This window comes from Arthrobacter sp. UCD-GKA (genome assembly GCF_001863355.1).
Classification (GTDB): Bacteria; Actinomycetota; Actinomycetes; order Actinomycetales; family Micrococcaceae; genus Paeniglutamicibacter.
The window spans coordinates 296,175-308,633 of record NZ_MOLR01000008.1 but is presented as its reverse complement, the minus strand read 5'-3'; the positions used below and the strand labels follow the sequence as shown (position 1 = coordinate 308,633).

The following is a 12,459-nucleotide window of genomic DNA, read 5'->3' as shown; positions in this document are numbered from 1 at the left end:
TCGCTAACAAGGGCGTGTGGGGTCCGGCTGGTATGCCGGACCCCACACTAAGACGCTGATATTGCCGGTAGGCAATTACTCAGCGCGTACCCACTGTTCGGCGTTCCAGACGATCTGCGACTGGGTGGCGGTGTGGCGCACGTTCTTGATGTCGGCCGAGGAGGCGGACAGACCCGGGTGTGCGAACACCGGGATGCCGAAGAGGTCATCCCACAGCAGCTTCTCGATGTTCTTGGTCTCGGTCAGGTGCACGGCCGGGTCCATCGAGGTTGCCAGGCGCTCCCACGCGGCGTCGACGTCCTTGTTGGAGTACTGGCCGTAGTTCTGCGGCTTGCCCGAGGCGTAGATGTTCTGGCCCGAGGTGATCTGGCCGGAACCTGCCCAGGCGAACAGTGCCACGTCGTAGTCGCCGCGTTCCTGGGTGCCGCCGGGTGCGAAGAACTTCGGGTCGCCGGCGTCGACAACTTCGAAGCCCGCGTCCTTGCAGGAGGACTGGATCATGGCGACTTCGTCGGTGCGGCGCGGGTTGGGAGCCGAGTAGCCAATGCGCACCTTGGTGCCCACGGCGTTCTGCTCCTCGAGGATCTTCTTGGCACCTTCGATGTCGACCTTGTCGTAGCGACCGTCATAGGACTCACCCACGACCTCGTCATAGGTGTCCTGGAACGGGAAGACCTCGCGTGCGTTGAGCACCTTGGCCTCCGGGTTCAGCGGCACGATCAGGTTGTCAACGATTTCCTGGCGCGGAACGCACATCGCGAATGCCTGGCGCAGTTCCAGGGAATCCTTGAAGACGGCCTTGTCGCGGAAGTTGAAGTCCAGGTGCTCCCAAGTCATGGTGTCACCCTGCTGGATGTTCACCTCGTCGCCGAGAGCCTTGAGCTGTGCCAAGGTGTCAACCGTCGGCTGCGGGTTGATGACGTCGAGGTCCTTGTTCTGCAGGGCCTGGACCATCGCCCCGTCATCGATGAAGCGGAAGGTCAGCGTCTTGGTGGCGGGCGGAGTGCCGTAGTAGTTCTCGTTGGCCTCCAGGGTCACCGACTGCCCGGCCGCCCAGCTCTTGAGCTTGTACGGTCCCGAGGACGGGATCAGCTCGGCGTCCGGAAGGGTTCCGGGCTTCGTGGTCCAGCCGGTGTTCCAGAACTCGGCGGCCTTGGTGAGCGCCTTGGCATCGCCGGCGCGAGCCGCGTCCACGAACTCCGCCGTGGACATCCCGCCCTGCTTGGCGACGATATGCGCGGGGGTATCGATCCAGGTCTGGATCTGCCAGTCCGGGTCGGGATTCTTGAAGGTGACCGTGAATTCCTTCGAATCAGCTGCGCCCTCGGGGCCCTTGGGGACGGTGTCGCCCAGGTCGGCGGAGACCGAGTCGAAGAGCTGCTTGCCCTTGGCGTTCTTCAAGTTGGCGTTCTGGAAGGACCAGGCCAGGACGGCGTCGGCCGTGGTGATCTGGGTTCCGTCGGACCACTTGGCATCCGGGTTGATCGTGTACTTGATGGTCAGCGGATCGTCGCTGACCTTCTCGTAGGTGACCATGTCGTCGTTCGCGTAGATCTTGCCGTCGGTGCCGAAGTAGGAGAAACCTGAGAGCACGCGCTCTGTGATGGCCGAGTTGTAGGTGGAGTAGGTCTGTGGGGTGTAAGAGTTGTAACCGATGAATTCGGGGGCACCGACCGTGACCTTGATTTCATCGTCCTTGGTCGTGATGTCGCCAAGATCGGCGCGACCCGAGTTCGCCGGTTCGACGGTGTTGGTCCCGCTGCTGGATGCCGACGTTGTTGCCGATTCGCTGGGGGCGTTTCCGCCACCCGGCGCACACGCAGTCAGTGCCAGTGCGAGCGCAGCACCAACTGCAACAGCCTTGGAAATACGCTGAACACGCATTTCTCCTCCTAATTAGCTTGAGCTTCATGTAACCGAGCTTTCGCTCGAATGCGGTCCATGCAGTGTGCGATGCCCCACAATCTAGAACCATAGCCGCGATTCCGCCGGTTGGATATAAAAACACCGCTTCATATTTGGCGTGCCATTCGGGCCGTGGCCTGGTGACCAGCGACACTCCAAGGGCGCCCGCAAACGTGATGGACGCTACAGCCGCGAAAACTCAAGGATCTGCTTCACATTGAACTTCACCAATTACTACTCGTAAGTAGGCGCATCCGGCGAGGCCCCATTTATAACAGTTTGGAAACATCGCCCAACATGACGTTCGACCCGGCACTAATTGCCTTCCAATAAGTCATTCATGATAAGCAAGTGGAGGGGCAAGCCTTTTGGCTTGCCCCTCCACTTTTTCATATCAATTCCCAATTCCCATTGGGAACGAATCTCTCCTAAAGCATCAACGTGGCTCCGGGAATCGCCCGAAGCAGGTTCTTGGTGTACTCGCTCTGGGGGTTGTTGAAGACCTCATCGGTGGTGGAGTGCTCAACGATCCGTCCATGTTCCATCACGCAAACGTCGTCTGCAATCTGGCGCACCACCGCAAGGTCGTGCGTGATGAACAGGTACGTCAGGTTCAGCTCTTCCTGCAACTTGTTGAGCAGGTTCAGGATCTGTGCCTGCACCAACACATCCAGGGCCGAAACCGCTTCGTCGCAAATGATCACCTCGGGCTTGAGCGCCAACGCCCGGGCAATGGCAATGCGCTGGCGCTGCCCGCCGGAGAGCTCGTTGGGGAACCGGTGCATCGTCGAAGACGGCATCGAGACGTGCTCGAGCAACTCCTTGACCCGGCTCTGCCGGGACTTGGCATCCCCGATGCCGTGGATCCGCAGCGGCTCTTCGATGGTCCTGAAGATGCTGTACATCGGGTCCAAGGACCCGTAGGGGTCTTGGAAAATCGGCTGCACGCGGCGGCGGAACTTGAACAGCTGGTTCTCGGTGCGGTCGGTCATCACCTGTCCGTCGAAGGTGATCGACCCGCTGGTCGGCTTGAGCAGGTTCAAGACCATCTGTGCGACGGTGGATTTGCCCGACCCGGACTCCCCCACGATGGCCGTGGTGGTGCCGCGCTTGACCGAGAAGGACACGTTGTCCACCGCGGTGAAGTCGTCGCTTCTGCCCAGTCCCCGGCGGATCTTGAAGACCTTGGTCAGGTCCTTGACCTGCAGGATGTCCTCGTCGACGATTTCGTGTTCGACCTTCACCACGGCGTTGATTTCCTCGGCGACCTCGGTCGGCTGGGATTGCAGTCGCTTCGAGGCCAGCGAAGGCGCCGCGGCGACCAGTCGCTGGGTGTAGGGGTGAACCGGGTTGCGCAGGATTTCCAGTGCCGGACCCGATTCAACCACCTGCCCCTTGTACATCACCACGATCTTCTCGGCGCGCTCGGCGGCAAGGCCCAGGTCGTGGGTGATCAACACGACCGCGGTGCCCAGCTCGGAAGTCATGGTGTCCAGGTGGTCCAGGATCTGCTGCTGCACCGTCACGTCCAGTGCGCTGGTCGGTTCGTCGGCAATGAGCAGGCGCGGCCGGCAGGCCAGGCCAATGGCGATGAGCGCACGCTGGCGCATGCCGCCGGAGAACTCGTGCGGGTACTGCCCGGCACGGGTCGCGGCATCCGGAAGTCCCGCTTCGGCCAGGACCTGGGCGACGCGTTCCTTGGAGTTGTTGCCGGCCAGGCCGTTGGCCTTCAAGGTCTCCTTGACCTGGAACCCGATCTTCCACACCGGGTTGAGGTTCGACATGGGATCCTGTGGAACCATGCCGATGGAGCTGCCGCGCAGGGCTACGATCCGTTCCTCGGTGGGATGGGTGATGTCTTCGCCGTCAAAGATGATCTGCCCGCCGGTGACCTTGCCATTGCCCGGCAGCAGCCCGATGGCGGCAAGCGCCGTGGTGGACTTTCCGGAACCCGACTCCCCCACGATCGCCACGGTTTCCCCGGGCATCACGGTCAGACGTCCGTTGCGCACGGCGTGGACCGGCCCCTCGGGGGTCGAGAAGGTGATGGCCAGGTCCCTGATTTCAAGCAGTGGACGGTCTTCGTCGGATGGCCGATTCACGGATGGTCCCTTCAATAGTTTGCTCATGGTGCTATCCCTTGCGTGATTTCGGGTCGAGCGCATCGCGGACCGCATCGCCGAGCATGATGAAGCTCAACACCGTGACGGACAGCGCCAGTGCCGGCCACATCAGGATCGCCGGATTGTTGCGCAGCGAGATCTGTGCGTTGGCGATGTCGTTGCCCCAGCTCATGATGCTGGGTGGAAGGCCCAGGCCCAGGAACGAGAGTGTCGCCTCGGCGACGATGTAGATGCCCAGCGAAATCGTGGCAATCACGATGATGGGAGCCAGCGAGTTGGGCACCACGTGCTTGACAAGCGTCTTGAACTTGGACAGGCCCAGCGAGCGCGAGGCCATGACGTAGTCGGCGCTCTTGGCCTCGATGACCGCTCCCCGGGTGATGCGGGCCATTTGCGGCCAGCCAAAGATCGCCAGGGTGATGATGACCGTCCAGATACTCTTGTTTTCCCGGAATGCGGGCAGCTGCATGATGATGATGGCGCCGAGGATCAACGGCAGGGCGAAGAAGATGTCGGTGATGCGGGCCAGGACGGCATCGAGCCAGCCGCCGTAGTAGCCCGCCAGCGCACCGAAGGTGCCGCCAACGATGAGCACGGCGATCGTGGTGAACAGCCCGACCAGAACCGAGGCCTTTGCACCGTAGATGACGCGCGCGTAGATGTCGCAGCCTTGGAAGGTGTAGCCCAACGGGTGGCCCGCTGACGGGCCCTGGCGTGCAAAGTCCAGTTTGCAAAAGGTGGGGTCTGCCTTGGCAAAGAGACCCGGGAAGACCGCCACAAGGATCACCAAGATGATGAGCAGTGCGGAAATGATGAACAGCGGCTGGATCCGCAGGGAACGCCAGGCCTGCGCCCACATGCTCAGTGGCTCGGCGGTCTCGTCGACCTTGTCCACGGACTGCAGCGGGGTTTCAGCCAGCGGAGCCACGTAGTGCTCGATGTGGCGGCTGGAGATTTTTCCGGCGCGCACCTTCGGTGCGGGTGCGACCGGTTCAATGATTTCGGGAGTTGGGTTCTCAGACAAGGCGGATCCTTGGGTCGAGCCACGCGTAGAGCAAATCAACGACGAGGTTGGCGATAACAAATACAAGCACAAGCACGCTGACGACTGCCACCACGGTGGCGCTCTCGCCCTTGAGGATGGCCTGGTACAACAGGTTGCCGATGCCGGGGACATTGAAGATGCCTTCGGTGACGATCGCGCCGCCCATCAAGGATCCCAGGTCGGCACCCAGGAAGGTGACCACGGGGATCAATGAGTTGCGCAGGATGTGGACCACGACCACGCGGCGCCGGCTCAGTCCCTTGGCGGTTGCCGTGCGTACGTAGTCGGCACTCTTGTTCTCGATGATCGAGGTGCGGGTCAACCGGATCACGTACGCCAGGGACACAAGCCCCAGCACCACGGCCGGCAATATCAAATCCCCCCAGGGGGCGCCTGAACTGACGGTGGGCTTGGCCCAAGAAAGTTTCACGCCCACGACAAACTGGAGCACGAAGCCCAGCACGAAGGTGGGAACGGCGATGACCAGCAGCGAGGCGACCAGGACGGTCGAATCGAAGAGCTTGCCCTTCTTCAGGCCGGCGAAGACGCCGAAGATGACGCCGAAGACGGCTTCGATTGCGAGCGCCATCACGGCAAGGCGTGCAGTCACCGGCATGGCCCGGGCGATGACGTCCGAGACCTGCTGGCCTGAGAAGGTCTGGCCGAGGTCGAAGGAGACCAGGTTCTTCAGGTACAGGAAGTACTGCACCCAGAAGGGTTGGTCAAGGTTGTACTGGGCACGCAGGGCATCTGCAACGGCCGGGCTCATCGGCTTGCCGCCGGACAGCGCCGCGATGGGGTCGCCCGGTGTGGCAAAGACGAGGAAATAGACGAGCAACGTGGCCCCGAAGAACACCGGGATCAGCTGCAGGATCCGTTTGAGGGTGAACGTGATCATGGAGCTGCCACCGTGGGTGTTGTGGTTGTGATCGAGTCGATCAAGGAACTACTCCTTGTAAGGAAGTTTTTGTGGGAGATGGGGAACGTTGGATTGCAGTTCCACGCAAGTAAGGGGGACCCGGGTCGGGCCCCCCTTTCTCACGTGTCAGTTCAAGCGGTGGTGTGGGCTACTTGCCGGTGATGGCGTTGTAGATCGGAACACCGTTCCAACCGAACTTCACGTCGGTGACATTGTTGCTCCAGCCGCCCTGGACGGCCTGGTACCACAGGGGCACGACCGGCAGGTCCTTGAGGAGGATCTGCTGGGACTCGTTGAAGATCTTGTTGCCTTCCTCGACGGAGGTAGCGGCAAGACCGTCTGCCAGCTTCTGGTCGAACGCGGGGTTCGAGTAGTCGCCGTCGTTGGAGCCGGCGCCGGTTCCGTAGAGCGGGCCAAGGAAGTTGTACAGCGACGGGTAGTCGGCCTGCCAGCCGGCACGCGAGGCGCCGGTGAGCTTCTTCTCGCCGACCAGTGTACGCATTTCCTTGAACGTCGGAATCGGGTTCAACTCGGCCTTGATTCCCAGGGTATTGGAAATCTGGTTGGCCATGGCCGTGATGTATTCCTTGTTGCCTGCGCCATCGATGTTCGAGGTGATGGTGAAGACCTTGTCTGCCGGCCACGGATCGATCTTGTCGGCCTGGGCCCATAGTTCCTTGGCCTTGTCGGCGTTGAAGGTCAGCACCTCGTTGCCGGGAAGGGCATCCGAGTAGCCGTCGATCACCGGGGAGGTGAAGTCCTTGGCAACCTGCTTGGCACCGAAGAAGATGTTGTCAATGATCTGCTGGCGGTCGATCGACATGGAGATCGCCTGGCGGCGCAGCTGGCCTGCCTCGCCCTTGAACTCCGGCAGGTAGCTCGGGATCGTCATGGTGGCGTTGCCCGCATAGGCCTGGTTGACCCAGCGGTCGCCCAGATCGGTCTTGTAGTTCTGCAGTGCGCTTGGCGGGATCTGGTCCAGCACGTCGAGATTGTCGGCCTGCAGGTCGGTGTATGCGGCGTCAAAGGAGTTGTAGATCTTGAACGTCACGCCACCGTTGGCCGGGGTGCGCGGGCCGGAGTAGTCAGCGTTCGGGACCAAGTTCAGTTCCACGTTGTGCTTCCAGCCGCCCTCGGCCAGCTTGTACGGGCCGTTGCCAGCGGGGTTCTCGCCGAAGGCCTTCGGATCCTTGAACGCGGCTTCCGGCAGCGGGTAGAAGGCGGTGTAGCCAAGGCGCAACGGGAAGTCGGACTCCGGGCGGCTGAGTTCGACGGTGAAGGTGGTGTCGTCGACGACCTTCAGGCCTTCCATCTTGTCCAGGGTGGACTTCTCCGCGCTGACCTTGTCGTAGCCCTTGATGGACTCGAAGAAGTACGAGTTCAGCTGTGCGTTCTTCGCCGCTGCACCGAAGTTCCAGGCATCCACGAAGGACTTGGCATTGACGGGCTCGCCGTTGGTGAACTTCTGGCCGGCCTTGATCTTGATGGTGTAGTTCTGGGCGTCGGTGGTCTCGATCGACTCGGCCAGCTCGTTGACCGGCTTGCCGGTGGCGTCGTAGCTGACCAAACCGGTGAAGATCAGGTCCATCACGCGTCCGCCACCAACCTCGTTGGTGTTTGCCGGCAGCAGTCCGTTCTGCGGTTCGGTCGAGTTCGCGGTGATGACCTTCGACGCGTCTCCACCGGAGCTTGCGCTGGGGTTTTCTCCGCCGCCGCCGCCACAGGCAGTTAGGGTCAGGGCCAGAGCTGCGGAAAGCACAAGTGCCTTCGAGGTGCGGTTGTAACGCATTCTTTCTCCTCAACGAGTTTGTTGGCCGGCGGGGAAGGGGTTTTGCAACCTCGCCGGACCATGGTGAGTCTCATCACTCATAGGTGAGACTACTCATAAATCTCTGAAACAACTAATGAACGACTGGCCAGATGCAGAATCTTTATGAACCTGCAACTTATGACCAGACAACATTCAACATTGTTCATTGTCAACAAGCACCTGCGGACCGGGGAGACTCCCGGTCCGCATCACTTAAACCAAACCCATGACCAGGGCCGGATCCTCAAGGATCGCTCCGACTTCCGAGAGGAACCTGGCGCCCTGTTCGCCGTCAACCAACCGATGGTCAAAGGACAGTGAAAGCACCATGACTTGCCGCAGCGCGATCTCGTCAAGGTGTTCCCATGGCATCTTCCGCACCTGGCCCACGGCAAGGATTCCGGCTTGGCCCGGCGACAGGATCGGGGTTCCGCCATCGATGCCAAAGACACCCACGTTGCTGATGCTGAAGGTCCCGCCGCCCAGCTGGGCCGGGGTGATCGTTCCCTCGCGGGCAGCTCGGGTCAACTCCCCAGAGGCAGCGGCAAGCTGGGCCAGATCAAGGTCCTGGGCGTTGTGGATGACCGGGACCATCAACCCGCGCCCGGTGGCCGCGGCGATGCCGAGGTTCACGTGCCCGAACTCGACGATTTCGCCGTGTTCCTCGTCCCAACGGGAGTTCAGCGTGCGGTGCTTGGCCAGGGCGAGGGTGACCACCTTGGCCACCAGGGTGGTCACGGTGATCTTCACGTCGGCAAAACGCCTCGAGGCACGCAGCCGCTCGAGCAGCGCCATGGTCTCCGTGACGTCCACGCTCAGGAACTCGGTGACGTGCGGGGCGGTGAAGGCGCTGGCGACCATGGCCGCGGCAGTGGCCTTGCGCACGCCCCTGATCGGGGTGCGCGTCTCCCCCGCGGCAGCTGCCTGCGGGACCGGCCCCTGCGGCAATGCCTCCGGGATCGCCGTTGCCTCGAGTGCTTGCACCACGTCCTGGCGGGTGATCAGGCCGTTGGTGCCGGTGCCGCGCAGCGAACGCAGGTCGATGTTGTGGTCCCTGGCGAGCTTGCGCACCGGCGGGGTGGCCCGCAGGTAGCCAATGCCTTGCGGGGCCGGGTCGTGCGGCTCGACCAGGCGCAGGCCCGGGCCGGAATCAGCGGAAACCGGGGCTCCCGCCTGTGAATCCCGGCCGGCCGGCACCGGATCGGGTGCCGCCGCGGCCACGGGCGCCGGGGCACCCACGCGTGCCCGGCGGGCCGGACGTCCTCCGGGTTCTGCTGCGGCCCCGTAACCGACCAGGGTCGGCTGGCGCTGGGCCGCGCCCCCGGATGGTTCCCGGGCCGTGCCCCCCGCAGGTTCCTTGGGGTCACGGGCGGCGGTACCGGAGTGGTCCGGCACGTCAAAGGAAATCAGCGGGCTGCCGACATTCACCACGGCACCCACCGGCTCGTAGAGCTTTTTCACCACGCCCGAAAACGGGGAAGGAAGTTCCACGATGGCCTTGGCCGTCTCCACCTCGGCAATCACCTGGTTCAGCGCAACGGTGTGGCCCTCGGCCACGTGCCAGGACAGGATCTCGGATTCGGTCAGGCCCTCGCCGAGATCCGGAAGGTTGAATAGTTTCTCCATGATGTTGCTCATCCGTCCTCTCCCAGCAGCGGCGCGGTGCGCCTCATGGCACGGTCGACCCCGTCAAGGATCCGGTCAAGATCGGGCAGGTGGTGATTCTCCAGCTTCGCCGGCGGGTAGGGGATGTCGAATCCCGTGACCCGCACCGGGGCGTGGTCCAGGTGGTCGAAGCAGCGCTCGGTGAGGCTTGCGGCAAGCTCGGCCCCGATGCCGGCGAATTTCCCGGCCTCGTGGGTGATGACCACCCGCCCGGTCTTGCGCACCGAGGTGCTCAGCGTGGCGAAGTCCACCGGTTCGATGCTGCGCAGGTCGATGACCTCGATGTCGATGCCCTCGTCCGCCGCGGCATCGGCCGCATCCAGAGCGGTCTTCACCAGCGGTCCGTAGGCGATCAGGGTCAGGTCGGCACCCTCGCGCGCCACCTTGGCCCGGTACAGGGACCCGGGCTCCGGAACCAGATCCGTGTCCACCTCCCCGCGCACGTGGTAGCGCCGCTTGGGTTCCAGGAAGATCACCGGGTCGTCGTCCGCGATGGCCTGCTGCAACATCGTGTAGGCGTCCTGCGGGTTCGACGGGGAGACCACGCGCAAGCCGGCGGTGTGGGCGAAGTAGGCCTCGGGCGATTCGGAGTGGTGCTCCGGGGAGCCGATGCCCCCGCCGAAGGGGATGCGGATGGTCACCGGGAGCTTGACGTTGCCGCGGGAGCGGAAGTGCATCTTGGCCAGCTGCGAGACGATCTGGTCGAAGGCCGGGTAGACGAATCCGTCGAACTGGATCTCCACCACCGGGCGGTACCCGCGGAAGGCCAGCCCGATGGCGGCGCCCACGATGCCGGACTCGGCCAGCGGGGTGTCGATGACCCGGTGCTCCCCGAAGTCCTTTTGCAATCCGTCGGTGATGCGGAAGACGCCGCCGAGCTTGCCGATGTCCTCGCCCATGAGCACGACCTTCGCATCGTGTTCCATGGAGTCGCGCAGCGAGGTGTTCAGGGCCTGGGAGAAGGTGATGGTTTTCATTTGGAGGCCTGCACATTCTCGGAAAAGCCGGCAAGGTAGTTGGCGTAGTTCTCGCGTTGCTCCTCAAGCCAGGAATGCGGATGGCTGTATACGTGGTCGAAGAGGTCCTCGACCCCGGGGTCGGGCATCGTGGTGATGGCCTCGCGCAGCCCGGCGGCCATGTCGTCGGTGGCCTGCTTGGCCCGTTCCTTCAGTGCGGCCAGGTCGGCGCCCAGGGTGTCCAGGTGCGCGGCAACCCGGTCCAGCGGGTCCTTCGCGGCCCATTCCTCGAGCTCCAGGGCGTCGCGGTAGCGCGTGGGGTCGTCCGCCGTGGTGTGTGCACCCATCCGGTAGGTGACGGCCTCGATGAATGCCGGGCCGCTGCCGGTGCGCACGTGGGCCAGGGCCGCACGGGTGGCGGCCAGCACGGCGACGACGTCGTTGCCGTCCACCCGCCAGGTGGCCAGGCCGAAGCCCTTGGCCCGGTCGGCGATGTAGCCGGCGGTTTGCCGTGTGACCGGTTCGGAGATGGCCCAGTGGTTGTTCTGGCAGAAGAACAGCACCGGTGCTTGGTAGCTGGCGGCGAAGACCATGGCCTCGCTGACATCCCCCTGGCTGGTGGCCCCGTCCCCGAAGTAGGTGATGGCCGCTGCGGACGAGCCGTCGAATTTCAGTCCCATGGCGTAGCCGGCCGCATGCAGGGTCTGTGCCCCGATGACGATCTGTTGGTTGGCCATGTTGACCTCGTAGGGGTTCCAGCCGCTGGGGGCCGCCCCGCGCCACATGCGCAGCAAATCGTGCGGGTCGATGCCCCGGCAATAGGCCACGCCGTGTTCGCGGTAGGAGGGGAAGATGAAGTCGTCGTGTTCCAGCGCCCGGCCGGAGCCGATCTGTGCGGCTTCCTGCCCGAGCAGCGGTGCCCAAAGCCCCAGTTCGCCCTGGCGCTGCAGGGCTGTGCCCTCCGTGTCGAGGCGGCGGATGCAGGCCATGTCGATGTAGAGGTTTTCCAGGGCCGGGATATCGATCTCCTCCACCCAATGGTCAAGCTCGGGGCAGGGGTGGCGGGTGCCGTCGGGTGCCAGGATCTGGAGGTAGTCCTCGGCGCCTTCGGGGGTCGAAGAGTCAAACGTGATGGACACGGTCAGCATCCTTTGCGTCGATTGCGGATTCAGGTCCGGCATTCCGGTGGGACGTGCCGTGCCTGCGGGTGCGGCCTCATCGCCCCACCTACATGTGATGCTACTCACTCAATGCAGTGCGCACAATCCTTGGCTGAGAAACTGCGCAACTTGCACTATCGGTCGAGGTTCGACGGTGCTAATCTTGCGCATTATGCAACAACTTGACGCGACAGACCTGCGGATCCTCTCCGCACTGTGCCAACGCCCCAAGGCCAGCGCCGTGGCGCTGGCCACCGACCTGGGGCTGAGCCGCAACACGGTGCAGGCGCGCCTGGTCCGCCTGGAATCCAGCGGTGCGCTGCTGCCCTTCGAACAACGCGTGAACCCGGCGGCCCTGGGCTTCGGGCTGGTCAGCTTCGTGCACATCCACCTCCAGCAGCGGCTGCTGGGCCAGATCGTCGAGCAGCTCAAGGCAATCCCGGAGATCATCGAGGCGCACGGGGTGACCGGCTCCGCGGACATCCTCGCCCGCGTGGTCGCCGGCGGCGCCGAGGAACTCTTCCGGGTCAACGGGCAGATCCTGGCCATCGAGGGGGTCGAGCGTGCGGACACCTCGCTGTCGATGGCCGAACTCATACCGCACCGCACCACCTCGCTGATGGACCTGCGCCTGGCCAGCGGCCCGGGCAACGGTTCCAGGGCCCGGTCCACGGCCTCCGACCCGGAGACCGCCGGCTGAACCGGGGCGGCTCCAGGGGATTTCGGTCGTCCCGGACCCGGTGCCTTGCGCTTGCCGGCAATCGCCAATGGCGGCCGTGCAGGCCAGGACGCTCTTGCCCGCCGGCATTCACGAGGCCGCCCCCTGGCGATGCCGCGTTCGGCGGTTCCGCCACCGGTTCCGGGAGGGCAACGAGC

General features: G+C 63.7%; 9 protein-coding genes. 1 reads left to right on the top strand and 8 read right to left on the bottom strand.

The genetic code is table 11. From position 1 onward, the window contains the following. Nucleotides 1-75: 75 nt before the first annotated feature. The 8 genes from BLJ79_RS15480 to pdhA form a co-directional block, all read right to left on the bottom strand. Nucleotides 76-1,884 carry an ABC transporter family substrate-binding protein gene (locus BLJ79_RS15480; RefSeq protein WP_071215635.1) on the bottom strand — a complete coding sequence of 603 codons (1,809 nt, stop codon included), beginning with the start codon at nucleotides 1,882-1,884 and terminating at the stop codon, nucleotides 76-78. A 449-nt stretch (nucleotides 1,885-2,333) separates the two neighbouring features. Further along, nucleotides 2,334-4,034, bottom strand: coding sequence for a dipeptide ABC transporter ATP-binding protein (locus tag BLJ79_RS15475; RefSeq protein ID WP_071215634.1), 1,701 nt, complete (start codon nucleotides 4,032-4,034; stop codon nucleotides 2,334-2,336). Between the two features lie 4 nt (nucleotides 4,035-4,038). Next, nucleotides 4,039-5,025 (bottom strand): ABC transporter permease subunit, encoded by a 987-nt coding sequence (locus BLJ79_RS15470; RefSeq protein ID WP_498685630.1) that lies wholly within the window; start codon nucleotides 5,023-5,025, stop codon nucleotides 4,039-4,041. Between the two features lie 19 nt (nucleotides 5,026-5,044). After that, nucleotides 5,045-5,971 carry an ABC transporter permease gene (locus BLJ79_RS15465; RefSeq protein WP_071215633.1) on the bottom strand — a complete coding sequence of 309 codons (927 nt, stop codon included), beginning with the start codon at nucleotides 5,969-5,971 and terminating at the stop codon, nucleotides 5,045-5,047. Nucleotides 5,972-6,140: 169 nt separating this feature from the next. Next, entirely contained in the window at nucleotides 6,141-7,781 is a 1,641-nt protein-coding gene (locus BLJ79_RS15460; protein WP_071215632.1) for a peptide ABC transporter substrate-binding protein, read from the bottom strand. A 234-nt stretch (nucleotides 7,782-8,015) separates the two neighbouring features. Beyond that, nucleotides 8,016-9,440, bottom strand: a complete 1,425-nt coding sequence (locus tag BLJ79_RS15455; protein WP_071215631.1) for a dihydrolipoamide acetyltransferase family protein — start codon at nucleotides 9,438-9,440, stop codon at nucleotides 8,016-8,018. Next, nucleotides 9,437-10,444, bottom strand: coding sequence for an alpha-ketoacid dehydrogenase subunit beta (locus BLJ79_RS15450; protein ID WP_071215630.1), 1,008 nt, complete (start codon nucleotides 10,442-10,444; stop codon nucleotides 9,437-9,439). Before BLJ79_RS15450 ends, BLJ79_RS15455 begins: the two co-directional genes overlap by 4 nt. Continuing rightward, nucleotides 10,441-11,571, bottom strand: a complete 1,131-nt coding sequence (pdhA, locus tag BLJ79_RS15445; protein ID WP_071215758.1) for a pyruvate dehydrogenase (acetyl-transferring) E1 component subunit alpha — start codon at nucleotides 11,569-11,571, stop codon at nucleotides 10,441-10,443. Before pdhA ends, BLJ79_RS15450 begins: the two co-directional genes overlap by 4 nt. 184 nt (nucleotides 11,572-11,755) lie before the next feature. On the opposite strand from pdhA, the gene BLJ79_RS15440 reads away from it, so the two are divergent. Beyond that, the gene (locus BLJ79_RS15440) at nucleotides 11,756-12,283 is read left to right on the top strand and encodes an Lrp/AsnC family transcriptional regulator (protein WP_071215629.1); all 528 of its coding nucleotides are present in this window, start codon (nucleotides 11,756-11,758) and stop codon (nucleotides 12,281-12,283) included. Nucleotides 12,284-12,459: the final 176 nt, after the last annotated feature.